This window comes from Ensifer sp. R-19, from assembly GCF_049905105.1.
GTDB lineage: Bacteria > Pseudomonadota > Alphaproteobacteria > Rhizobiales > Rhizobiaceae > Ensifer.
The window spans coordinates 3,462,369-3,486,108 of the sequence record NZ_CP184569.1 but is presented as its reverse complement, the minus strand read 5'-3'; the positions used below and the strand labels follow the sequence as shown (position 1 = coordinate 3,486,108).

The 23,740-nt window shown below is 62.9% G+C and carries 24 protein-coding genes; 15 read left to right on the top strand and 9 right to left on the bottom strand.

The genetic code is table 11. The annotated features are described in order from the left end of the window. Positions 1-149: 149 nt before the first annotated feature. Together ACN9MO_RS16900 and acnA are read right to left on the bottom strand one after the other, a co-directional pair. On the bottom strand, positions 150-923 hold the full coding sequence (locus ACN9MO_RS16900) for a DUF1223 domain-containing protein (protein ID WP_112995648.1): 774 nt from the start codon (positions 921-923) through the stop codon (positions 150-152). A 206-nt stretch (positions 924-1,129) separates the two neighbouring features. Beyond that, positions 1,130-3,820 carry an aconitate hydratase AcnA gene (acnA, locus tag ACN9MO_RS16895; RefSeq protein WP_112995649.1) on the bottom strand — a complete coding sequence of 897 codons (2,691 nt, stop codon included), beginning with the start codon at positions 3,818-3,820 and terminating at the stop codon, positions 1,130-1,132. Between the two features lie 268 nt (positions 3,821-4,088). Here acnA and ccmA point away from each other — a divergent pair, with 268 nt between their 5' ends. From ccmA to ACN9MO_RS16870, 5 genes are all read left to right on the top strand, one after another. After that, on the top strand, positions 4,089-4,739 hold the full coding sequence (gene ccmA, locus ACN9MO_RS16890; protein ID WP_057254912.1) for a heme ABC exporter ATP-binding protein CcmA: 651 nt from the start codon (positions 4,089-4,091) through the stop codon (positions 4,737-4,739). Positions 4,740-4,775: 36 nt separating this feature from the next. Next, on the top strand, positions 4,776-5,435 hold the full coding sequence (gene ccmB, locus ACN9MO_RS16885) for a heme exporter protein CcmB (RefSeq protein WP_112995650.1): 660 nt from the start codon (positions 4,776-4,778) through the stop codon (positions 5,433-5,435). Positions 5,436-5,599: 164 nt separating this feature from the next. Continuing rightward, positions 5,600-6,370 carry a heme ABC transporter permease gene (locus ACN9MO_RS16880; RefSeq protein WP_112995651.1) on the top strand — a complete coding sequence of 257 codons (771 nt, stop codon included), beginning with the start codon at positions 5,600-5,602 and terminating at the stop codon, positions 6,368-6,370. Next, complete coding sequence (ccmD, locus tag ACN9MO_RS16875) at positions 6,367-6,543, top strand: heme exporter protein CcmD (protein WP_082616171.1); 177 nt, start codon at positions 6,367-6,369, stop codon at positions 6,541-6,543. Before ACN9MO_RS16880 ends, ccmD begins: the two co-directional genes overlap by 4 nt. Further along, positions 6,540-7,148 carry a DsbE family thiol:disulfide interchange protein gene (locus ACN9MO_RS16870; RefSeq protein ID WP_057254914.1) on the top strand — a complete coding sequence of 203 codons (609 nt, stop codon included), beginning with the start codon at positions 6,540-6,542 and terminating at the stop codon, positions 7,146-7,148. Before ccmD ends, ACN9MO_RS16870 begins: the two co-directional genes overlap by 4 nt. A 358-nt stretch (positions 7,149-7,506) precedes the next feature. On the opposite strand, the gene ACN9MO_RS16865 is transcribed toward ACN9MO_RS16870, so the two are convergent. From ACN9MO_RS16865 to ACN9MO_RS16840, 6 genes are all read right to left on the bottom strand, one after another. After that, the gene (locus tag ACN9MO_RS16865; protein ID WP_057254915.1) at positions 7,507-8,100 is read right to left on the bottom strand and encodes a DUF2585 domain-containing protein; all 594 of its coding nucleotides are present in this window, start codon (positions 8,098-8,100) and stop codon (positions 7,507-7,509) included. After that, complete coding sequence (locus ACN9MO_RS16860) at positions 8,097-8,729, bottom strand: septation protein A (RefSeq protein WP_112995713.1); 633 nt, start codon at positions 8,727-8,729, stop codon at positions 8,097-8,099. The genes ACN9MO_RS16865 and ACN9MO_RS16860 overlap by 4 nt, the downstream gene beginning before the upstream one ends. A 108-nt stretch (positions 8,730-8,837) precedes the next feature. Continuing rightward, entirely contained in the window at positions 8,838-10,625 is a 1,788-nt protein-coding gene (gene ftsY / locus ACN9MO_RS16855) for a signal recognition particle-docking protein FtsY (protein ID WP_112995653.1), read from the bottom strand. 18 nt (positions 10,626-10,643) lie between these two features. Beyond that, on the bottom strand, positions 10,644-11,918 hold the full coding sequence (mtaB, locus tag ACN9MO_RS16850) for a tRNA (N(6)-L-threonylcarbamoyladenosine(37)-C(2))-methylthiotransferase MtaB (protein ID WP_112995654.1): 1,275 nt from the start codon (positions 11,916-11,918) through the stop codon (positions 10,644-10,646). Further along, positions 11,915-12,820, bottom strand: coding sequence for a diaminopimelate epimerase (gene dapF / locus ACN9MO_RS16845; protein ID WP_058321794.1), 906 nt, complete (start codon positions 12,818-12,820; stop codon positions 11,915-11,917). Before dapF ends, mtaB begins: the two co-directional genes overlap by 4 nt. A 92-nt stretch (positions 12,821-12,912) precedes the next feature. After that, positions 12,913-13,929, bottom strand: a complete 1,017-nt coding sequence (locus ACN9MO_RS16840) for an MBL fold metallo-hydrolase (RefSeq protein ID WP_112995655.1) — start codon at positions 13,927-13,929, stop codon at positions 12,913-12,915. Between the two features lie 207 nt (positions 13,930-14,136). Here ACN9MO_RS16840 and ACN9MO_RS16835 point away from each other — a divergent pair, with 207 nt between their 5' ends. The 6 genes from ACN9MO_RS16835 (at position 14,137) to trmD (ending at position 18,522) form a co-directional block, all read left to right on the top strand. Further along, positions 14,137-14,526 (top strand): MarR family winged helix-turn-helix transcriptional regulator, encoded by a 390-nt coding sequence (locus ACN9MO_RS16835; protein ID WP_255571351.1) that lies wholly within the window; start codon positions 14,137-14,139, stop codon positions 14,524-14,526. Between the two features lie 255 nt (positions 14,527-14,781). Next, a complete protein-coding gene (gene ffh, locus ACN9MO_RS16830) occupies positions 14,782-16,347 on the top strand; it encodes a signal recognition particle protein (protein WP_093233080.1) in 1,566 nt (521 codons plus the stop codon). 13 nt (positions 16,348-16,360) lie between these two features. Next, positions 16,361-16,696 (top strand): chorismate mutase, encoded by a 336-nt coding sequence (locus ACN9MO_RS16825; RefSeq protein WP_065374094.1) that lies wholly within the window; start codon positions 16,361-16,363, stop codon positions 16,694-16,696. A gap of 37 nt (positions 16,697-16,733) precedes the next feature. Further along, entirely contained in the window at positions 16,734-17,108 is a 375-nt protein-coding gene (gene rpsP / locus ACN9MO_RS16820) for a 30S ribosomal protein S16 (protein WP_057254922.1), read from the top strand. A gap of 146 nt (positions 17,109-17,254) precedes the next feature. Further along, positions 17,255-17,818, top strand: a complete 564-nt coding sequence (gene rimM, locus ACN9MO_RS16815) for a ribosome maturation factor RimM (RefSeq protein ID WP_065374096.1) — start codon at positions 17,255-17,257, stop codon at positions 17,816-17,818. An 11-nt stretch (positions 17,819-17,829) separates the two neighbouring features. Further along, complete coding sequence (gene trmD, locus ACN9MO_RS16810) at positions 17,830-18,522, top strand: tRNA (guanosine(37)-N1)-methyltransferase TrmD (RefSeq protein ID WP_058321797.1); 693 nt, start codon at positions 17,830-17,832, stop codon at positions 18,520-18,522. Here the strand turns inward: trmD and ACN9MO_RS16805 are convergent. Continuing rightward, the gene (locus tag ACN9MO_RS16805; protein WP_112995715.1) at positions 18,504-19,250 is read right to left on the bottom strand and encodes a sulfite exporter TauE/SafE family protein; all 747 of its coding nucleotides are present in this window, start codon (positions 19,248-19,250) and stop codon (positions 18,504-18,506) included. The two genes, trmD and ACN9MO_RS16805, sit on opposite strands and share 19 nt — an antisense overlap. A 326-nt stretch (positions 19,251-19,576) precedes the next feature. On the opposite strand from ACN9MO_RS16805, the gene rplS reads away from it, so the two are divergent. From rplS to leuC, 4 genes are all read left to right on the top strand, one after another. Beyond that, positions 19,577-20,119 (top strand): 50S ribosomal protein L19, encoded by a 543-nt coding sequence (gene rplS, locus ACN9MO_RS16800; protein WP_057254924.1) that lies wholly within the window; start codon positions 19,577-19,579, stop codon positions 20,117-20,119. 126 nt (positions 20,120-20,245) lie between these two features. Further along, positions 20,246-21,055, top strand: coding sequence for a basic amino acid ABC transporter substrate-binding protein (locus tag ACN9MO_RS16795; RefSeq protein WP_057254925.1), 810 nt, complete (start codon positions 20,246-20,248; stop codon positions 21,053-21,055). Positions 21,056-21,064: 9 nt separating this feature from the next. Next, positions 21,065-21,886, top strand: coding sequence for an amino acid ABC transporter permease (locus ACN9MO_RS16790; protein ID WP_110878749.1), 822 nt, complete (start codon positions 21,065-21,067; stop codon positions 21,884-21,886). Positions 21,887-22,129: 243 nt separating this feature from the next. Continuing rightward, complete coding sequence (gene leuC, locus ACN9MO_RS16785) at positions 22,130-23,539, top strand: 3-isopropylmalate dehydratase large subunit (RefSeq protein WP_057254927.1); 1,410 nt, start codon at positions 22,130-22,132, stop codon at positions 23,537-23,539. Positions 23,540-23,740: the final 201 nt, after the last annotated feature.

The window sequence follows — 23,740 nt, the reverse complement described above, 5'->3', positions numbered from 1 at the left end:
GAGTCGTTGCCACCGTATGTCCGGTCAGGTCGTCATGCTGCGGGAGTTCACCGAACGCAGCCATGGCCGGTTCGGTCCGGTAACTTCGAACCCTCAGCCCCAGCCCCTCGATGCTGCCGGGCCGAACCACCCCCTTGCGCCGCGCCCGCTTACAACTTGCCTTGCGGGCCGGCGAGCACCGCCGTGGCGCCGATGATCGCGCCCGGCGTTTCCTTGTCCTTCATCGATTGCAAGAGAACGGCACAGCCACTGTTGCCGGGGCGCTCGGTCAGAACTGTTGCGGGAAGGGTGAAGGTTGCCGGCTTTCCGTCCCACATGCCGATCGTCTGAATGTCGCGCACGGCATGCCAGTAGGGGATTTCCTTGCCGCTGTTCTCCCCCTTCTCCATCTTCACCACTTTCGCGCGGTCGAAATAGACGACGACGACGTTCGCCTTGCCGATGCCGCTACCGACGTTGATCTGGATTTCTTCGCCCTGGATCTTCGCCTCGACGGGAACGGCAAGCCCCTTGCCTTCGGCCTTCATTGTCTCCAGCCGCGTTTTGATCGCCTGAAGATTGCCGCCGTTGACATGGTCGCGCCCGTTCAGGATCGCCTGGGGCGTATAGACGCCATTGCGACCGAGCATCCGGGCATAGGCATATTGCCGTTCGGTATTTTCCTTGGAGGCCAGTGTGTCGGCCCAACCGAGATAGTTCCAGTAGTCGACATGGTAGGCGAGCGCCACGACATCACCGCCATCGACAAGCGCCTTCAGCGCCGCATCGGCCGGCGGGCAGGAGGAACAGCCCTGGCTGGTGAACAGTTCCACGACGCCTTTGATCACCTGTCCGTCCTGTGCCCCGGCCGGTGCACCAGCGGCTGCGAACAGCCCGAAAGCCAGTGCAAAAGGGCGAATGAAAGAACGGTCTGCGGATGTCATGGCGTCACTTCGTTGGGGGCCGTCGGCCTACTCCTTATGGGGGAGTTCATTACATACGCCGGCCACGCATCAACGGGAAGTCACGTTGGAGTGAGGTGGCGGGTGAGCACAGGCTTGTGTTGGGACGTTTTGGGATTTGACAACCAAAGAAAGAGCCGGGTCGCCTCTCGGCGTCCCGGCTCCAATGCTTCGCGATGGTCTGGCGATCAGGCGGCGAGGTCGCGCAGAACCGTCTGCAGGATGCCGCCGTTGTTGACGTAGGTCACTTCGTCCAGCGTATCGATCCGGCAGATCAGCGGAATTTCCTTCGCGCTGCCGTCGCCATAGGTGACCTTGGCAACGCGCTTTTCGCGAGGCTGGACATTGGCGAGGTTGTCGATGGTGACGATTTCATCGCCCTTGAGGCCCAGCGATTCCCAGGTCGTGCCTTCTTCGAAGACGAAGGGGATGACGCCCATGCCGACCAGGTTCGAGCGGTGGATACGCTCGAACGACTGCGCGATGACGGCCTTGACGCCGAGCAGATTGGTGCCCTTCGCAGCCCAGTCGCGCGACGAACCGTTGCCGTATTCGACGCCGGCGAAGATGACGAGCGGAACGCCCTCTTCCTTGTATTGCATGGCGGCGTCGTAGATCGACATCTCTTCCTTCGACGGATAGTGGATGGTGTAGCCACCTTCCTTGCCGTTCGGGCCGAGCATGTGGTTGCGGATGCGGATGTTGGCAAACGTGCCGCGCATCATCACCTCATGGTTGCCGCGACGCGTACCGTACTGGTTGAAGTCGGCAACGCCGACGCCATGACCGATGAGGTAGGCACCAGCCGGCGAGGCAGCCTTGATCGAACCGGCCGGCGAGATGTGGTCGGTGGTGATCTTGTCGCCGAATAGGCCGAGGACGCGCGCGCCCTTGATGTCGGAGATGCCCGAGCCGGACTTGCCCATGCCGACGAAGTAGGGTGGGTTCTGCACGTAGGTCGAGCCATCGTCCCAGGCGTAGGTCTGGCCCGGAGGAACCTGAACGGCCTGCCAGTTTTCGTCGCCCTTGAAGACGTCCGCGTACTTGGTCGCGTAGAGTTCGCGGGTGACGTACTTGAAGATGAACTCCTGGATTTCCTTGGAGGTCGGCCAGATGTCCTTGAGGAAGACCGGGTTGCCGTCCTTGTCTTCGCCGAGCGGTTCGTTGGTCAGGTCCTTCTGGACCGTACCGGCGAGTGCATAGGCGACGACGAGCGGCGGCGAGGCGAGGTAGTTTGCCTGGACGTCCGGCGAGATACGGCCTTCGAAGTTGCGGTTGCCGGAGAGAACGCCGGCGGCGATCAGGCCCTTGTCGTTGATCGTCTTCGAGATCGGCGCCGGCAGCGGACCGGAGTTGCCGATGCAGGTGGTGCAGCCAAAGCCGACGAGGTTGAAGCCGAGCGCGTCGAGGTCCTTCTGCAGGCCGGACTTGGCCAGGTACTCACCGACGACCTGCGATCCCGGTGCGAGCGAGGTCTTGACCCAGGGCTTGGACTTCAGGCCCTTGGCAACGGCGTTGCGGGCGAGCAGGCCGGCGGCGATCAGAACCGACGGGTTGGAGGTGTTGGTGCACGACGTGATCGCAGCGATGGCAACGTCGCCATGGCCGAGATCGAAATCGGTGCCTTCTACGGCGTAGCGGTTCGAAAGCTGGCCCGGCTTCTTGTAGTCGCCTTCGAGCGCGGTTGCGAAGCCCGACGCGATGCTTTCGAGCGGGATGCGGCCTTCTGGACGCTTCGGACCAGCCATAGCGGGAACGACGTCGCCGAGGTCGAGTTCCAGCGTGTCGGTAAAGACAAGCTCCGAGCCGTCACCGTCGCGCCACATGCCTTGCGCCCTGGAATAGGCTTCGACGAGCGAAATGCGCTGCTCTTCGCGGCCGGACATGGTGAGGTAGTTGATGGTCTCGCTGTCGACCGGGAAGAAGCCGCAGGTGGCGCCGTATTCCGGACCCATGTTGCCGATGGTCGCACGGTCAGCGAGCGTCATGTTGTCGAGGCCCGGGCCGAAGAATTCGACGAACTTCGAAACGACGCCCTTCTTGCGCAGCATCTGAACGACCATGAGCACGAGGTCGGTCGCGGTGACGCCCTCTTTCAGCTTGCCCGTCAGCTTGAAGCCGATGACTTCAGGCAGAAGCATGGAGACCGGCTGGCCGAGCATCGCGGCTTCAGCTTCGATACCGCCAACGCCCCAGCCGAGAACGCCAAGGCCGTTGATCATGGTGGTGTGGCTGTCGGTGCCGACGCAGGTATCCGGGTAGGCGGTGATTTCGCCATCTTCTTCACGGGTCCAGACGGTCTGGCCCAGATACTCCAGATTGACCTGGTGACAGATGCCGGTGCCGGGCGGGACGACGCGGAAGTTCTTGAACGCCTGCTGGCCCCACTTCAGGAAGCGGTAGCGCTCGCCGTTGCGCTGGTATTCGAGCTCGACGTTGCGGGCAAAGGCGTTCGGCGTGCCGAATTCGTCGACGATGACGGAGTGGTCGATGACGAGGTCGACGGGAACGAGCGGGTTGATCTTTTCCGGGTCGCCGCCGAGCGAGACCATGGCGTCGCGCATTGCAGCGAGGTCGACCACGGCGGGAACGCCGGTGAAGTCCTGCATCAGCACGCGGGCCGGGCGGTAGGCGATTTCGTTTTCAGCCGTGCCCTTGTCGTTGAGCCAGGCGGCAACGTTCTCGATGTCCTTCTTGGTGACGGAGCGGCCGTCTTCATTGCGCAGCAGGTTCTCGAGCAGAACCTTCATCGAGTAGGGCAGCTTGGAAACGCCGGCGAGACCGTTCGCCTCCGCCTTCGGCAGGCTGTAATAGACGTAGTCCACACCGTTGACGGTGAGCGTGGAGCGACAATTGAAGCTGTCTAGGGATTTGGACACTGGATAATACCCCGTTCCGTCTGATCGCCAAAAACTGACGTACGAACGCCCGAGCGCAATGAAGCGCGAATTGGGATGCGGGTGCGGCCATTTCCGCTGTCCGTACGTGGAAATTCATTCCATGTTCGGCGCTAGGATGAAATTCACGCCGACCGCTGGCGTGTTGGCCGCCTTATAGATAATTTCTCCAAAACGTGCCAGAGCAACGAAGGTCCAATTGGAACTTTTTTTGCTCTGCGGAAGACACGCGAAGGGAAGTCTAATATTCATGCGCCTGCTGGCTGAAGGTTTGAGTGCGAAGCGCGGCGAGGATCTGATTTTTAACGATATTTCCTTTGCGCTCGATACCGGTGAGGCCCTTGTGGTGACGGGTCCGAACGGCTCGGGAAAGTCGACTTTGCTGCGGGTTCTGGCCGGGTTGCTGAGCCCCGAAAGCGGACATTTGAAACTTGAGAACGCCCCCCCAGAAATAGCTCACCCATCGGAGCTCAGCCACTATCTCGGGCATCGCAACGCGATGAAGCGCGAATTGACCGTCGCAGAAAATCTTTCCTTCTGGCAGCGTTTCATGGGCGATTCGCCCGGCGGCGTCGGAATCGCTCTTACCGAGGCGGTCGAAGCGGTCGGCCTGCCTGATATCGCGCATCTGCCCTTCGGATATCTCTCGGCCGGCCAGCAGCGCCGCATGGCGATGGCGAAGCTGCTCGTCGCCCATCGTCCGATCTGGATTCTCGACGAGCCGACCGCGGCACTCGACGCCGGCGCCGATCGGCTGTTTGCCGACCTGGTAAAGGCGCATCTCGGGAAGGGCGGCATCGTGATCGCAGCGACGCATCAACCGCTGGGGCTCGATCAAACGAGGGAATTGCACATGAAGGGCTTCGAGCATTTCGCGGGAGGGCTCTGGCATGATGCGTAAAAGCGCGTCCGTGCTCGCTGCCGGGAGAGTGCCGGCATGATCGCGCTCTTCTTCCGCGATCTGAAGCTGTCGATACGCGCCGGCGGCGGCGCGATGATCGGCGTGCTCTTCTTCATGACCGTGGTCGCGGTCATTCCCTTCGGCGTCGGCCCGGATCTGAACCTGCTTTCGCGCATCGGCCCGGCGATCCTGTGGATCGGCGCGCTGCTCGCCTCGCTACTCGGTCTCGACCGCCTGTTCCAGGCGGAGCGGGACGACGGTTCGCTCGACCTGATGCTGATGCAGGAGACGCCGCTGCTTTTCACCGTCTTCGTCAAATGCGCGGCCCATTGGGCAGCGACCGGCCTGCCGCTGGTGATCGCCTCGCCCTTGCTCGGTCTCTTCATGAACATGCGCGAGATCGCGATCGGCGCCACCATGCTGACGCTTCTGATCGGCACGCCGGCGATCACCTTCATCGGTGCGGTCGGCGCTGCCGTCGCCGTGTCGTTGCCACGGGGCGGGCTGCTGGTGTCGATCCTGGTGCTGCCGCTTGCGATCCCGGTGCTGATCTTCGGCGTCAGCGCCGTCTATGCGGCGATCGAGGATCCGGCGCCGTTCCTGCCGCCCCTGATGATCCTCGCGGCGATCACCCTGTTCTTTGCCGTCATCGGGCCGGTTGCCGCCGCCGCAGCACTTCGGCACGCGTCCGATTGACGCAATGAGAGCGGAACGGCTGAAACAGTTTGCGGTTTTCCGTCGCAGCCGTCGCTAAGTCCTTCAGATCGATCACGTTTATGATTGGCGGCCCAAACTGATCGTGATCGGTCGATTGACGCGGATCAATTGCAGCAGGGGGACTTAAGCGTTAAAGAGCCATCATGAGCGAAAACAGCCTGGCCATCCGCAAATTCAGCGACCTCGCCAACCCGACACGGTTCCTGGCGCTGGCCGACCGTCTGCTGCCGTGGCTTGCCGGCCTGACCGCGCTGTTCTTCGCCGTCGGCCTCTGGCTGTCCTTCGCCACAGAAGGCGACTACCAGCAGGGCGAGACGGTGCGCATCATGTATGTGCACGTGCCCGCTGCCTGGCTGTCGATGATGTGTTATTCGGTGATGGCGCTGGCAGCGCTTGGCACGCTCGTTTGGCGCCATCCGCTGGCAGATGTTTCTTCGCGCGCGGCCGCGCCGATTGGCGCCTGTTTCACTTTCCTGGCGCTCGTCACCGGCTCGCTTTGGGGCAAGCCGATGTGGGGCACCTGGTGGGTCTGGGACGCGCGGCTGACGTCGGTCTTTGTGCTGTTCCTCATGTATCTGGGACTGATGGCGCTCAACCGCGCGATCGACGACCCCGCACGGTCTTCCAAGGTTTCCGCAGTGCTGGTGCTGGTCGGTTTCGTCAATATCCCGATCATCAAGTTCTCGGTCGAATGGTGGAACACGCTGCATCAACCGGCGAGCGTCATGCGGCTCGACGGGCCGACGATCGATCCCGAGTTCCTGTGGCCGCTGATCGTGATGGCGGTTGCCTTCACGCTTCTGTTCTTCACGCTGCACATCGCCGCCATGCGCAACGAAATCCTGCGCCGGCGGGTCACTGCGCTGCGCCGTCTGGCGGCGCGCAGCGCTGGCCGGGGAGCGCGCACGAAATGATGAGCCACGCCGCTTACGTCTTCACGAGTTATGGAATAGCGACGCTGACCGTCCTCGGCCTGATCGGCTGGGTGGTTCTGGATGGGCGCGCGCGCCGGCGCGAACTTGCCGAGCTCGAAGCATCCGGCATCCGCAGGCGCTCGGCCGAACCGGCGTCGGGAGAGACACGATGACCAGCACTCCTGCGCCCGGCAGCGACGAGCGCAAACCGGGGCCGATGCGTTTCGTGCTCGCGGCACTGCCGCTCATCATTTTCGCCGGGCTTGCGGCGATCTTCTGGAGCCAACTCAATTCCGGCAAGGACGTGAGCGAGATCCCGTCCGCACTGATCGGCACGAAGGCGCCGAAACTCGACCTTCCTGCACTCGAAGGGGCGACCCGCGATGGCCAGCCGATGCCGGCGCTGACCGACGTGGCGATCAAAGGCAAGCTGACGCTCGTCAACGTCTGGGCCTCCTGGTGCGTGCCCTGCCGTCAGGAGCATCCCTTCATTCTGGAACTGTCGAAGGACCCGCGGCTCACCGTCGTCGGCATCAATTACAAGGACCAGAACGAAAACGCGCTGCGTTTCCTCGGCGAGCTCGGCAATCCATTTTCCGCCGTCGGCGTCGATCCCCGCGGCAAGGCGGCGATCGATTGGGGTGTCTACGGTATTCCGGAATCCTATCTGGTCGGCGCCGATGGCACGATCCTCTACAAGCGTGTCGGCCCGTTCGACGAGAACAGCGTCAAGAATGGACTGCTGCCGGCCATCGAGAAGGCTACCGCCGGCTCGTGAGTGGTTCGGGCCATTTCGAGAGCAGTTGGGGCTGTAAAACCTGACCGAGAACCGGGGCAGTTTTTCGCCGGGGGCTACTTCACCCACCTCATCCCTGTGCTTGTCACAGGGATCCAGCCACGGTGCGTCTGCACCGTGAATGACATCCCGACCAGAAGCAGCCACAGCTCGCCTAGCGGCACATTTCTGAAAAGTTCGCTTCCGGCCGGAACTTTCCAGTCGGAACAGAGCTCCCCAGCGCCGCGGACGCGGCGCTGCTGGATCCCTGTGACAAGCACAGGGATGAGGGAGGCTGAGGGAACGGTTCGCTTCCGATAGATATCTGGATGTGAAAGGTTGGCCTATACGCCGAGCCCGACTAAATCCCCGCCTGCCAATCCCTGACGGCATCGAGCGGCCAGACCAGCATCAGCACGTTCAAAGTGAGGTTGTCGCGGATCAGCCAACCAGTGAAAAGCTCGAAGACGATGGCGATCGTGACCGTCAGCCAGACGGGCATGCGGGCCGCGAACATAAAGCCCGCGACCATCGCCAGGGTGTCCATGGTCGAATTCAGGATGCTGTCGCCGAAATAGTCGAGCGAGATCGTCGCCGATCGGTAGCGGTTGATCACCATGGGGGTGTTTTCGGCGATTTCCCAGGCGGATTCGATCGCCATCGCCAGGAAGAGCTTTGCCGTCAGCGGCTTGCGGCGCAAAAGCAGGTGGCCGAGGCCGTAGAACAGGAAGCCGTGGATGATGTGGGAGGGTGTGTACCAGTCGGCGATGTGCTGCGAGTTGCCGCTGGATTTGACGACGGGTTCGAAGAGTTTGACGTAGCCGCAGTCGCAGATCCAGATGCGACCCATCAGATGCTGGGTGACGATCTGTATCAGCAGAACCGCGAAACAGGCGGCGAGCCAGAGGAGTGCGTGCCGGTTGCGGCTGTCATTCTCCTCAAGCGCGGTGCTCACTCGGCGTTCTCCTGGTCAAGCGAATGTTTCATGATCAAGGGCATCTGGGCGAGCGTGAAGAGGATGGTGATCGGCATCGTGCCCCAGACCTTGAAGGCGACCCAGAAATCGGTCGAGAACGAACGCCAGACCACTTCGTTGAGCACGGCCAGGAACACAAAGAACACACCCCAGCGCAGCGTGAGCTTGCGCCAGCCGTCCTCGTCGAGCTTGAAGGCGGAGTGAAAGACGTAGCCGAGCAGCGACTTACCGAAGAGAAGACCGCCGAGCAGGATCGCGCCGAACAGCGTGTTGACGATCGTCGGCTTCATCTTGATGAAGGTGTCGTTCTGCAGCCACAGCGTCAGCGCACCGAAGACGAAGACGACGATGCCTGAGATCAGCGGCATCATCGGCAGGGTGCGGGTCAGCATCCAGGAGACGGCGAGCGCGATCGCGGTCGCGGCCATGAACAGGCCGGTGGCGATGAAGATCGGACCGCCGAGCTCGGCGAGCGCCGGGAAATGCCCGGCCAGCCATTCGCCGCGCGAATTGGCGAAGAAGAAGACCATCAGCGGTCCAAGCTCCAGCACCATCTTGAGCAAGGGGCTGACTTCCTTCTGCGGCTTGGTAGCCTCGATCGACGACATTTCCGGGTCCTGTTTCTGCATGTGCCTGCTGCTCATAACACCAGCTTTGCGGCAAAACCATATCAAGGCAACGGCCCCGCGCAAATGCGCGGGCGCAGAACGGCCTCGTCAGGCGGCAACGCCGGCGATCGCTTCGGCGAAATCCTTGGCCTCGAAAGGCTCCAGATCGTCGATGCCTTCACCGACGCCGATAAAATAGACTGGCAGCTTGTGCTTGGCGGAGATGGCAACGAGGATGCCGCCGCGCGCCGTGCCGTCGAGCTTGGTCATGATCAGACCGCTGACGCCGGCGATATTGCGGAAGATCTCCACCTGCTGCAGCGCGTTCTGTCCGGTCGTGGCATCGAGCGTTTGGAGCACCGTGTGCGGTGCATCCGGATCGAGCTTGCCGAGCACGCGCACGATCTTCTCAAGTTCGGCCATCAGCTCCGCCTTGTTCTGCAGGCGGCCGGCGGTGTCGATGATCAGCACGTCGGACTTCTTCTCGCGCGCCTGCTGGAACGCTTCATAGGCGAGACCGGCGGCATCGGCGCCGAGCTTGGAGGAAACGATGTCGGACTTGGTGCGCTCCGCCCAGATCTTCAGCTGCTCGATCGCCGCGGCGCGGAAGGTGTCGCCGGCGGCAAGCATGACCTTGAGGCCTGCGCCCGAAAGCTTGGCGGCGAGCTTGCCGATCGTCGTGGTCTTGCCGGTGCCGTTGACGCCGACTACCAGAATGACATGCGGCTTGTGGCTGAGGTCGAGCTCCAGCGGCTTGGCGACGGGAGCGAGCACCTTGGTGATCTCGCCGGCCATGATGCGCGAGACGTCCTCGCCGGAGACATCCTTGCCATAGCGCTCGGAGGCGAGCGTGTCGGTGATGCGCATCGCGGTTTCGACGCCGAGGTCGGCCTGGATCAGCAGGTCTTCAAGGTCCTGCAGCGTTGCTTCATCGAGCTTGCGCTTGGTGAAGAGACTGGCGATCTGGCCGGTCAGTTGCGACGAGGTGCGGGCAAGGCCGCGGCGCAGGCGCTGGTACCAGGTGAGCTTTTCCTTCGGCGCGGCGAGGGGCTCGTCCTTGGGCTTGTTGTCGGTGGTCGCGAAGCCCTTGGGAAGGGCAGGGGCTGCGGCGGCTACCTCTGCTTCGCCGGCCTCGGTCGGCGCGACTTCGGCCACTGCTTCTGCAGCGTCGCTCTCTGTGGTTTCGAAGCTTTTGGGGAGGGCTGCGGCTTCACCCCTCTCTGCCCTGCCGGGCATCTCCCCCACAGGGGGGGAGATTGCGCTGGGCTCGCCCACGGCGTCAGCTACGGGCGTTTCGGCTGTCGTGATGTCGCGTAGTTCCGCTTCGGCATCGTCCGCAGTTGGCAAGGCTTCTGCGGTGCCCTCGATGGTCTCGGCCACGTGGGAGGTTACGACGATCTCAATGGAATCCGCTGGGGAATCCGCTGGCTTCTCGTCGGCAACAGCTTCCGCGGTCTCGGTGGTTAGAGACGCATCGTCGATGGCTGCCTTGGTCTCCGTCTGATCTCCCTCCTTTTGGGGGAGATGTCCCGAAGGGACAGAAGGGGGTATCGCAACGCTGTCCTCAAACGGTGTGGCCCCGGCCTCGTCACGCGTCAGCTCTTCGGCATCGTCGGAAGCCGGACCGCCCGCAGTCTCGATCTCGGCTTCGAGCACCGGATCGTCCTCGGAGAGCGGCAGCGTCTCGATATCGACAGGCGGCTCGAAGGCGGCGTCCGGGGTCTCTTCGGCAATTTCAGCCGCGGCGACAGGCGCAGACGGTTCCACCGCCTCGACACTTGGCTCCACCTCTGGCGAAGAGACAATCGTCTCCTCGGGCACACCTTCCGGCGGCTTCGTTTCCTCCACCGCGCCCTTGCCGAAGGTGAAGATCCTCTTGATGAAACCCATTGCCATTCAGGAATTCCGCATAAATCAGGCCGCAGCCATCTGTTTTACCTGCATCGTCAGATGCTTGCCATTGTGGCCGGTGATTAAGACCGGGACAAGCGCGCGGGCCTTCAGGCCGGCGGCATCGACGAGCGTGAAGTTTTGTGTGTGGGCGAGCCCGTTGTTTTCGACCAGGATCGTCTGCTCGCTGCCGACCATGCCTGCGAGGTGGCGGGCGTAGAGCGTTGCGCCAACCGCGCGCAGACGCGCGGCGCGATCCTTGACGAGCGCCCGATCGAGCTGTGGCATACGTGCTGCCGGCGTTCCAGGACGCGGGCTATAGGGAAAGACGTGCAGATGGGCGATGCCGCAATCCTCGGCGAGCTTCGTCGCATTCTCAAACATCTCCTCGGTCTCCGTCGGGAAACCGGCGATCATGTCGGCGCCAAGACTGATCTCGGGCCGCAGCCGGCGGACTTCATCCGTAAAGGCGCGGGCGTCGGCGCTTGAGTGGCGGCGTTTCATGCGCTTCAGGATCAGGTCGTCGCCATGCTGCAGCGACAGGTGCAGATGCGGCATGAAGCGCGCCTCGTCGGCGATCAGGTCGAAGAGATGTTTGTCGGCCTCGATGCCGTCGATCGAGGAAAGGCGCAGGCGGAGGATCTCCGGCACCTGCTTCAAAAGCGTCTTGGCAAGCAGGCCGAGCGTCGGGGCACCCGGTAGGTCGGCGCCGTAGCTGGTCGCGTCGACGCCGGTGAGCACGATCTCGCAGTAGCCTGTTTCAACGAGCTTGCGCGCCTGGTCGACCACTGCACCCATCGGCACGGAGCGGGAATTGCCGCGGCCATAGGGGATGATGCAGAAGGTGCAGCGATGATCGCAGCCGTTCTGGACCTGGATGAAGGCGCGCACGTGGCCGTCGATATGCTTGACCATCTGCGGTGCCGTCGCACGCACGCTCATGATATCGTTGACGCGCAGTTTCTCTTCCGCCGAAACGCCGAAATCGGGCAGCGAACGATAGGATGCGCTTTTCAGCTTCTCCTCGTTGCCGAGCACGGCGTCGACCTCAGCCATTTCGGCAAAGGTCTGCTTTTCCGTCTGCGCGGCGCAGCCGGTGACGATGATACGGGCATGCGGATTGTCGCGGCGGGCACGGCGGATCGCCTGGCGCGCCTGGCGCACGGCCTCGCCGGTGACGGCGCAGGTGTTGACGAGGATGGCGTTGTTCAGCCCCGCCTTCTCGGCTTCGGCCCGCATCACTTCGGATTCGTAGGTATTGAGACGGCAGCCGAAGGTTATGACCTCGACGCCGCTCAAAGCGCCCGCGCTCCGCTGCCCGCGCTCTCCGCCTCGTCGCGCTGCCAGGTGCCGGTGGTCGGGTTCAGCGTGCCGGACCATTCCCATTCGGCCGGGCCGGTCATGATCACGTGATCGTCGCGCTCGCGCCATTCGATCGTCAGCGGCCCGCCGGGCACGTTGACGATGACATTGCGGTCGGTGCGTTCGGTACGGGCGGCGCTGACGGCGGCGGCGCAGGCGGCCGAGCCGCAGGCAAGCGTCAGCCCGGCGCCGCGCTCCCAGGTCCGAAGATCCAGTTCGCCGCGCGAAAGGACACGGGCAATCGAGATGTTGGCGCGCTCGGGGAAGATCGGATGGTTTTCGAGCAACGGGCCGAAGCGCTCGAGATCGTAGGACCAGACGTCGTTGTCGACCCAAAAGATCGCGTGCGGATTACCCATCGAGGCGACCGACGGCGAATGCAGCACGGGATTGTCGATCGGGCCGATCTGCAGCTCGATGCGGCGCGTGTCGTGGAATTCCTCGGAAAGCGGGATTTCGTTCCAGGCAAAGCGCGGGGTTCCCATGTCGACGGATATGGTGCCGTCGTCGTGTTCCTTGGCTTCGAGCAGGCCGGCGACCGTATGAAAGAGGAAGGCCTTCTTGCCGGTTTCGGCGGCGAGCGCCTGGACGACGCAGCGCGTGCCGTTGCCACAGGCCTGGGCCATGGAGCCATCGGAATTGACGATGTCGATCCAGGCATCGGTGCCGGTGGCCTTCGGGTCGTGGATCGCCATGATCTGGTCGAAGGCAGTTGCTGCGTCGGCATTGAGCGCGATCGCGGCTGCCGGCGTCACCCGATCTTTCCGACCGCGCATGTCGACGACGAGGATCTTGTTTCCAAGCCCGTTCATTCTGGCGAATTGCACGTTGTCGGTCATGTAGCGATGGTCCAAACCGGCCCGCGTCAAGCAGGGCACCCTTCATTCGGGCTGTATATGGCGGAAAAGCCCGGAAATTACCAGTGCCGCCTTCATTCCGCGGCGGATGCAGCGGCAGGCACGTCGAAGACCTCGCCGGGGCGCAGCGGCCGGAAGCGGGCGCGGGCGATACCGGCCGCATCAAGCGCCCGTTCCAGCGCCAGCCGCGGCTCGTCGACGCCCTCGTCGGTCAGGCGGAACGTGCCCCAGTGGTGGCCGGCGACATGGGTGGCGGCGCAATCGATCATCCCGCGCACTGCCTCTTCCGGATTCTGGTGCTGGTCCTGCATAAACCAGCGCGGTTCGTAGGAACCGAACGGCAGGTTGGCGAGGCGGAACGGCCCGTGTTTTTCGCGGGCGGCCCGATAATTTATGCCGTCGTGAAAGCCGGTGTCGCCGACATGGTAGATCTTGCCTGCCGGAGTCTCCAGAACGAAGGCGGCCCAGAGCGCCATGCGGCGGTCGCGCGAGCCGCGGGCCGACCAGTGATGGCAGGGCTCCGCATGGATCACGATGTCATCACCGCAATCGACCCGGTCGTTCCAGTCGACCACGGTTATCTCGGCATCGGGAACGGCGTGGCGGATGATCGTGTCGTTACCGAGCGGGGTGATGATCCGGGGCGCGTGCTCCTCCTGCAGTGCGGCCAGCGTTTCGACATCGAGATGGTCGTAGTGGTTGTGGGTGACGAGCACGATGTCGATCGGCGGCAGATCGTCGAGCTCGATGCCGGGGGCGTTGTAGCGCTGCGGTCCGGCAAAGGCGAAAGGGCTGGCGCGACGCGCCCAGACGGGGTCGGTGAGAATGTTCACGCCGTGCACCTGGACGAGCAACGTCGCGTGGCCGACCATCGTCACGCGCAGGCGTTCGCCTTCGACGCTGAGTTCGGGTTTCACTTGCTCGAACGGACTTGGATTGTGCGCCGGCCAGCGTGCCTTGCCACCAGCGAACTGCCAGCGCAGCAAATCAGCCATGCCCTTGGGCGGCCTGCCGCCGGGATTGAAGAAGCGCGTCCCGTCGAAATGGTCGGAGACGGGGCCTCGATAGTATGGGTTCTGCGATTTCTTCATCCCGAGCCTTTCGGCATGTCTGTGATTGCATGAGATGGTGCGCCGGCGCATCCGATGGAAGATCGGGCTTTAACAAATTCTTGAAAACAGCAACTGGATTGCTATCGTGCTTTGATGCTCGTTCGATTCGACCCGCATGAACGCCTCTACAAGACCCTTCGGCTGGTCCGCTCCGTCCATCTCAATATGCAACGAGCGTCGGAGCATATGCTCGATGGCGCAGGTATATCCGTGGCGGAGCGCGCGGTTCTCGAACTTTTTTACGAAGTGCAGCTGACTGTGCCGGACGCGGCGCGACGCCTGTCGATGAAACGGCAGTTCGTGCTGCGCATCGTCACCGGGCTGATGGACAAGCAATTGCTGGAACGGCAGCCGAATCCGGAGCACCGACGCGCCTATCTTTGCGTCCCGACTGCCGCCGGACGCGATCTGTTCGAGGAAATCCATCGCCGCGAAGTCGAGATGCTGCACGCCTTGCTCGGCGATATCAATCAGACCGAAGTGGTGGCTACGCTCCGGGTGATGACGCGGGTGGCGACGGCCTTTGAGCAGCTGGCGGGCGAACTGGATGCAGCCGTCGAGGGCGAGGCGGTCTGAGCCAAAACGCCGTCATTGCCCTGCCGTCCTTGACTTTTGCCGCGCTTTCCTGTTTATCCGCCGCAATTCCTTCGCAAGCTCAAGTCTTCGAAGCCGCCGACCGGGTCCCGTAAAGGTGTAAAGAGAACCCGGAGGTCAACATCCGACAGCGCGTTGCGCCCTCGGGTGGTTTTTGGCTTTGCGCCTTGTTTTCTGCGCGAAGGAACCCACGTTTCCGGCGAGTTGATCGCCACCGGAAACCAGAAGGAAGTGAGAATGTTCGAGAGCCTCCAGGACCGCCTTGGTTCCATATTGAATGGACTGACCGGCCGCGGCGCATTGTCGGAAGCCGATGTTTCCGCTGCGCTTCGCGAGGTTCGCCGTGCGCTGCTCGAAGCCGACGTCGCGCTCGACGTCGTGCGCTCCTTCACTGAAAAGGTTCGCGAAAAGGCCGTCGGCGCCGAAATCCTGAAATCGATCAAGCCTGGCCAGATGGTCGTCAAGATCGTCCATGATCAGCTGATCGAGATGCTCGGCTCCGAGGGAGTCACCATCGACCTCAACGCGCCGGCGCCGGTTGTCATCATGATGGTCGGTCTGCAGGGCTCGGGTAAGACGACCACCACCGGCAAGATCGCCAGCCGGATGAAGACGCGGGACAAGAAAAAGGTCCTGATGGCTTCGCTCGACACGCGCCGCCCGGCTGCCCAGGAGCAGCTGCGTCAGCTCGGCGTGCAGACCGGCGTCGATACGCTGCCCGTTATTACCGGCCAGTCGCCGACCGATATCGCCGCGCGCGCGGTCCAGGCCGCCAAGCTCGGCGGTCATGACGTCGTCATCCTCGATACCGCCGGCCGTACCCATATCGACGAGCCGCTGATGATCGAGATGGCGGAGATCAAGCGGAAGTCCAATCCGCATGAAATCCTGCTCGTCGCCGATGCGCTGACCGGTCAGGACGCCGTCAATCTTGCCCGCAGCTTCGACGAACGCGTCGGCATCACCGGCCTGGTGCTCACCCGTATGGACGGTGACGGCCGAGGCGGTGCAGCGCTGTCGATGCGTGCCGTCACCGGCAAGCCGATCAAGCTCATCGGTGTCGGCGAAAAGATGGGCGAACTTGAAGAGTTCCATCCGCGCCGTGTTGCCGACCGCATTCTCGGCATGGGCGACATTGTCTCGCTGGTCGAAAAGGCGGCCGAGAACATCGACGCCGAAAAAGCGGCCGCCATGGCCGCCAAGATGGCCAAGGGCAAGTTCGACCTCAACGACCTCGCCGACCAGCTTGGCCAGATGCAGAAGATGGGCGGCATGGGCGGTATCATGGGCCTGATGCCCGGCATGGCCGGCATGAAGGACAAGATGGCCGCCGCCGGTCTCGACGATAAGCTGTTCGGACGCCAGATCGCCATCATCTCCTCGATGACCAAGGCCGAGCGCGCCAATCCGGACCTGCTCAAGCATTCGCGCAAGAAGCGCATTGCCGCCGGTTCCGGCACCGATGCCGCCGACATCAACAAGCTTCTGAAGATGCACCGCCAGATGGCGGACATGATGAAGATGATGGGTGGCAAGGGCAAAGGCGGCATGATGAAGCAGATGATGGGCGGCCTTGCCAACAAGATGGGGCTTGGTGGCCTCGGCGGCGGCGGTGTGCCCGACCTGTCGAAGCTCGACCCGAAGCAGCTCGAAGCGCTGCAGAAGCAGGCGGAAGCAGCCGGCCTCAAGCCGGGCGGCATGCCGGGTCTTGGCGGCGGTGGCCTGCCGGGTCTCGGCGGCGCCAAGCTTCCGGGCCTCGGTGGCGGTTTCCCCGGCCTTCCCGGCCTGCCGAAGAAGAAGTGAGGATCGGTGAGAGATGATTGATCCCGAAATCAAACAGGAATTGGCGGGTTACCGGCAGTCGATCGACAACATCGATGCCGCACTCGTCCACATGCTGGCCGAACGCTTCCGCTGCACCCAGGCAGTCGGCGTTCTCAAGGCCAAGCATGATCTGCCGCCGGCCGACCCGGCGCGCGAAGAATACCAGATCGAACGCCTGCGCCGCCTGGCCAAGGATGCCAATCTGGATCCGGATTTCGCCGAGAAGTTCCTGAACTTCATCATCAAGGAAGTCATCCGGCATCATGAAGCCATCGCCGCCGATCGCTCGCACAACGCGGGCAACGCCGGCACAAACCATTCCGCTTGAACGAAGCGGTCAAGAAAGCCTGCAAGGAGTAATTGAAATGGCACTGAAAATTCGTCTCGCCCGTGGCGGTTCCAAGAAGCGTCCGTACTACCAGATCGTCGTTGCTGACGCCCGCAGCCCGCGTGACGGCCGCTTCCTCGAGAAGATCGGCTCCTGGAACCCGATGCTCGGCAAGGACGACGAAAAGCGCGTCGAGCTCGACGCCGAGCGCATCGCTCACTGGATCGCCCAGGGCGCCCAGCCGACCGACCGCGTTCTGCGCTTCCTCGACCAGGCTGGCCTCGCAAAGCGTCCGGCTCGCAGCAACCCGACCAAGGCTGTTCCGGGCAAGAAGGCTCAGGAGCGCGCTGCTGAAGCCAAGCAGAAGGCTGAAGACGCCGCTGCTGCCGCTGCAGAAGCTGCCGCAGAATAATAGCCGGCAAATGGTTTGAAGCAGGATGCACGGGCTTCCGTCCGCGTCCACTTCCAACCTGTCGTGACTTTAAGGAAACGGGTGGCATTTCCATGCCGCCCGTTTTCCGTTATGTGCACCCTGAACTCCCGAAATGGACGCGGACGATGAGCAAACTCGAAAACCCGGTTCTGATGGCGACGATCGGCGCGGCGCAAGGCTTGCGCGGCGAGGTCAGGGTCAAATCCTTTACCGACGACCCGACGGCGCTCGGCGACTACGGCAATTTGCACAGCGCCGACGGACGTGTTTTCGAGGTGCTGGAAATCCGCGAGGCGAAGAACGTCGTCATCGTGCGCTTCCGTGGTGTCAACGATCGCAACGCCGCCGAGGCGCTCAATGGTCTTGAGCTGTTCATCGAGCGGGACAACCTGCCCGACGACGACCTCGACGAGGACGAGTTCTTCTATGCCGATCTCGAAGGGCTGGAAGCGATCGACGGCAATGGCACCAGCTATGGCAAGGTTAGCGGCGTTTTCGATTTCGGCGCCGGCGATCTTCTGGAGCTGAAAGGTCCGGGCCGGCGCCCGGTGCTGATCCCCTTCACCGAATGGTCGGTTCTGGAGATCGATCTGGAAGCGGGCAAGCTGCTGGTCGATCCGGTCGCGGCAGGCCTTTCCGAGGACAAGGACCAGGATTCGGGCAATCCGTTTTCCGCCAAGCGCAAGTGAGCGATGCGGCGATGACTTTTCGCGCGACTGTCCTGACGCTCTATCCCGAAATGTTTCCGGGCCATCTCGGCGCGTCCCTTTCGGGTAAGGCGCTGGAGCGCGGCCAATGGTCGATCGAGCCGGTGCAGATCCGCGATTTCGCCGAGGACAAGCACCGCACCGTCGACGACACGCCGGCCGGCGGCGGAGCCGGCATGGTGCTGAAGCCGGACGTGCTCGCCCGCGCGATCGACCATGTCTCTGAGGGCGACGACCGTCCACGCCTGTTGATGAGCCCGCGCGGTCGGCCGCTGACGCAAGAGCGGGTGCGTGAGCTCGCGGCCGGGCCTGGCGTCGTCATCGTCTGCGGACGCTTCGAAGGCGTCGACCAGCGGGTGATCGATGCCCGCGGCCTCGAAGAGGTTTCCATAGGCGACTATATTCTTTCGGGCGGCGAGCCGGCGGCGCTGACACTGCTCGATGCCGTGGTGCGCATCCTGCCGGGTGTCATGGGCAATGAGCTTTCAGGCGTGCATGAGAGCTTCGAAGGCGGCCTGCTCGAACATCCGCACTACACCCGCCCGCAGATCTTCGAGGGCCGCGAGATCCCGGCGGTGCTGACCTCGGGCAATCACGGCGCCATTGCCAAGTGGCGCGAGGCAGAGGCGCGGCGTCTGACGGCCGAGCGCAGGCCCGATCTTCTCGATCAGCCCGTGAAGAAATAATAGGCGGCAAGCAGCAGGCCGACGGCGACCACCAGCGCGCGAATGACGGCCTGCGGTACCCTCCGGGCCGCCCAGACGCCGCTGTAGCCGCCAAGTGCTGCCCCCGGCACCATGATCGCCGCATGCAGCCAGGAGACGACGCCGCCGGCGGCGAAGACGACGATGGCGATTGCCGCAATCACGATCGAGATGAAGTTCTTGAGCGCGTTCAGCCGGTGATAGCCACCACCGGTCGCCAGCCCCAGCACCGCCAGCATCATGATGCCCATGCCGGCGCCGAAGAAGCCGCCATAGATGGAGGTGACGAACTGGGCGCCGATGCCGGCCGGATTGATCGCATGCTCGTCGACGCGCGCCTTGGGCTTCAAGAGCGGCCCGGCGGCGAAGATCGCCGTCGCCGCCAGCAGCAACCAGGGCACCAGCGCGCGGAAGGAGGCGTTGGAAAGCGAGATGAGAAGCAGTGCGCCGGCAAGGCCGCCGAGCGCCGAGATCACGCCGAGCAGGATGGCATAGCGCTTGTCGGCGCGGATCTCCTTGGCATAGGCGAGCGCCGAGGTGATGTAGCCCGGGAGCTGGATGATCGAGGAGGTCGCGTTGGCCACGATCGGCGAGAGGCCGCCAAGCGTCATCGCCCCGAAGGTCAGGAACGTTCCGCCGCCGGCGATGGCATTGACGACGCCGGACAGGAAGCCGGCCGCAAACAGCATGAGCACTTCAAAGATATGCATGGTCTCCCCCGACCCACCACGCTCGGGATAGCCGGTGGCAGGGATGGCCGCAAGCCCGTCCGCTCGGACAATCGAGCATGCATCCATCCGGGTTTTCTGATAGAAAGGCGTTTCTTGCCGCGGATCGCCGAGAAAATATGGCTTCCGGGGATGACAAGGCGGATCGATTGGTGTATGTGCCGGCCCGGTTCGGGTTCTGTGCCCGTCGACCAAAACAAAGAATGGCGAATCCGCTCCTGCCGGTTTCCGGCAAGACCTGAAGGCAAGCCCGACAGGTTCATCGAGAGCGCTCTGGCTGTTTCAGAAGAACTTGAAAGGTTAAACCGATGAACATCATCCAGCAGCTGGAAGCCGAACAGGCCGCCAAGATTGCCGCCAAGCGCACGCTCCCCGAATTCTCCGCCGGCGACACGCTGCGCGTCAACGTCCGCGTTGTCGAAGGCAGCCGTACCCGCGTTCAGGCCTATGAAGGCGTCTGCATCGCTCGTTCGGGCGGCGGCATCAACGAAAGCTTCACCGTTCGCAAGATCTCCTACGGCGAAGGCGTCGAGCGCGTATTCCCGGTTTACTCTCCGCTCGTCGAAAGCGTCGAAGTTGTTCGCCGCGGTAAGGTCCGTCGCGCCAAGCTCTACTACCTGCGCGATCGTCGCGGCAAGTCGGCTCGTATCGTCGAGAACACCGGTACGCGCGCCCGCAAGCTGAACGACGCCGAGCGCCAGGCCGTTGCCGAGGAAAAGGCACGCATCGAAGCTGAAAAGATCGCAGCAGCTCAGGCTCTCGCCGCCGAAAAGGCAGCAGCCGAAGCAGCAGAAGCCAAGGCCGCTGCAGAAGCCGCCGAAGCCAAGGCAGCAGAAGCTGCAGCGGAATAAGATTTCAATCCATTCGGATTGTTGGAAAGGCGGCGTCAGGCCGCCTTTCTTTTTTGGTACTATGCGCTTGTCTTTCCGACGGAATTTGTGACATTTTCCGCTGCCACACTTTTCGGGAGCCCTCCAATGACAATCCGTCGCCACGTGCTTGCGGGCATCGCAGCTGCACTTGCCGTTCCTTTCGCATTTTCTGCACCGGCTGTTGCCAGCGATCTGCCCGATCTCGGCGGCAAGACGGTTGTCGTCGTCACGGAGAACGCCTACCCGCCGCTGCAGTTCGTCGACCCCAAGACCGGCGAGGCCAAAGGCTGGGAATACGACGCCATGAACGAGATCGCCAAGCGGTTGAATTTCAAGGTCGAATACCAGAACACCAGCTGGGACGCGATGATCCAGGCAGTGCATGACGGCCAGTACCAGATCGGCATGACCGGCATCACCATCAAGGACGACCGCAAGGAGAAGGTCGACTTCTCGGACCCCTACATGCGCTCGCAGCAGTTCATGCTGGTGCGCAGCGATGAAAACCGTTTCAACGACGGCAAGAGTTTCGGCGCCTTTGCCGACGGTCTCGTCGGCGCACAGCCGGGCACCTCGCCGTTCTACACCGCCGTCTACGAAATGCTCGACGGCAACGAGCAGAACCCACGCATCAAGCTGTTCGAGACCTTCGGTGCGACTGTCCAGGCGCTGAAGGCCGGCGACGTCGACGTGGTTCTGACCGACAGCGTCGCCGCCAAGGGTTATGTCGATTCCTCCGAAGGCAAGCTCAAGGTCGTCGGCGGTCCGCTCGGCACCGAGGATTTCGGCTTCATCTTCCCGAAGGGCTCGGACCTCGTCGCTCCGGTCAACGCCGCGATCAAGGCGCTGAAGGAAGACGGCACCTTCGATGCCCTCGATAAGAAGTGGTTCCTCGAATACAAAATGGGCGGCTGATCCGAGGCTATGGCCGCTCCGCAATCTCCTGACATGTCCGGCAAGGGCGACTATCCCTGGTGGTTGGTCGCCCTTCTTGTGATCGCGGTGGCGCTTGCCGCCGTGATCGTCAGCAATGACATCTTCTCCGAGGTCTTCACCGTCGTCTTCAAAGGCCTTGGCGTCACCGTCTTCGTAACGCTCATGGGCTTTGTGCTGGCGACGACGCTCGGCCTCGGTATTGCGCTGATGGCGCTGTCCGAGCACTCGTCGCTCCGGCAGATCGCGCGCTTCTACACCGAGATCATCCGCGGTGTGCCGATCCTTGTGCTTCTCTTCTATATCGCCTTCGTCGGGGCGCCGGCGCTTGTCGTCGCCGCCAATTTCATCTGCGCGCCGTTGATCGGCGCCGGCTGGATGGAACCCTTCGTCGTGCGCGACATATCGCTGATGTGGCGGGCGATCATCGCCTTGATGATCGGCTATTCCGCCTTCATTGCCGAAGTGTTCCGGGCCGGCATCCTCTCGGTCGACAAGGGACAGATCGAGGCGGCCAAGGCGCTCGGGCTCTCGCGCTACCAGCGCTTTCGCCTGGTCGTCTTTCCGCAGGCAATCCGGGTGATCCTGCCGCCTCTTGGCAACGACTTCATCGCCATGGTCAAGGATTCCTCGCTCGTCTCGGTGCTCGGCGTCGCCGACATTACGCAGATGGGCAAGGTCTATGCTTCCGGTTCCTTTCGCTTCTTCGAGACCTATTCGATCGTCGCCTATGTCTATCTGGTGCTGACCATCGGTCTGTCGCTGGGATTGCGGGGTCTGGAGCGGCGGCTGCGGCGCGCGGAGGCCCGCTGAGCGCGATCACGCCAATTGCCGACCTGTCAAAAAATTGATATGAACGCGCTCATGGAATCCAAATTCGGATGTCGCGAACAGAAAATCGTCGTGCTGCAGGATCACAAGCGCCTGCCGGCACGCTTCTTTGCGCGCGTCCACGGGGCGCTCACAAGCCGCCTATCCTGATCTGCTGATCAGTGTTTCCGGCCGCCCTGCCGCCGGCTTTCCCTACCTTTTGAAAAACTCGATGGATATACCGCCATGAGCGCACCGCGTACCCTCTATGACAAAATCTGGGACGACCACCTGGTCAACGAACAGGAAGACGGCACCTGTCTTCTCTACATCGACCGTCACCTCGTTCACGAAGTGACGAGCCCGCAGGCCTTCGAAGGCCTGCGCATGGCCGGCCGCCAGGTCCGCGCCCCGGAAAAGACGCTTGCCGTCGTCGACCACAACGTTCCGACCTCGCCTGACCGCCACCTCGGCATCAAGAACGAGGAAAGCCGCATCCAGGTCGAGGCGCTGGCCAAGAACGCCGCCGAGTTCGGCGTCGAATACTACTCCGAGAACGACAAGCGCCAGGGCATCGTGCACATCGTCGGCCCGGAGCAGGGCTTCACCCTGCCGGGCATGACCATCGTCTGCGGTGACAGCCACACTTCGACGCACGGCGCCTTCGGTTCGCTGGCGCACGGCATCGGCACGTCCGAGGTCGAGCACGTGCTCGCCACCCAGACGCTGATCCAGAAGAAGGCGAAGAACATGCTGGTGCGCGTCGACGGCCAGCTTCCGCCCGGCGTCACCGCCAAGGACATCATCCTCGCCATCATCGGCGAGATCGGCACGGCCGGCGGTACCGGCCACGTGATCGAATTTGCCGGCGAAGCGATCCGCTCGCTGTCGATGGAAGGTCGCATGACCATCTGCAACATGACGATCGAAGGCGGCGCCCGCGCCGGCCTGATCGCGCCGGACGAGACGACGTTTGCCTATATCAAGGACAAGCCGCGCGCGCCGAAGGGCAAGGCCTGGGACATGGCGCTCGACTACTGGAAGACGCTGCACACGGACGAGGGCGCCCATTATGATCGCGTCGTCGTGCTCGATGCTGCCAACCTGCCGCCGATCGTTTCCTGGGGTTCCTCTCCGGAAGACGTGATTTCGGTTCAGGGTATCGTTCCCAACCCGGACGAGATCCAGGAAGAAACCAAGCGCGCCTCCAAGTGGCGTGCGCTCGACTATATGGGCCTGAAGCCGGGTACCAAGATCACCGACATCGGTATCGACCGCGTCTTCATCGGCTCCTGCACCAACGGCCGCATCGAGGACCTGCGTGAAGTTGCCAAGGTGGTGGAAGGCCGCAAGGTTGCTTCGACGGTTTCGGCAATGATCGTTCCGGGCTCGGGCCTCGTCAAGGAACAGGCGGAAGCCGAAGGCCTCGACAAGATCTTCAAGGAAGCCGGCTTCGACTGGCGCGAGCCGGGCTGCTCCATGTGCCTGGCGATGAACGACGACCGGCTGAAGCCGGGCGAGCGTTGCGCGTCCACGTCGAACCGCAACTTCGAGGGACGTCAGGGCTTCAAGGGGCGCACGCATCTGGTCTCGCCGGCAATGGCGGCGGCCGCTGCGGTTTCGGGTCACTTCGTCGACATCCGCGAATGGAAATAAGCCGGATTTGAGCTTTTCCGGCGCAAATGGCCGCCCTTCGGGGCGGCCTTTTTTGTTTGTCCGCACGTCAGCGCTCCGCGCGGATCGGCGAATTGCGCTAAGCTGCCTGCTCACAAGTCTACAGCGCCGGGCGTCTTATCAGACGCGCAAAGGTCGCTGTAGCACTTTGAATTGCTGCATGTTTTTGTCCTTAAATCGGCT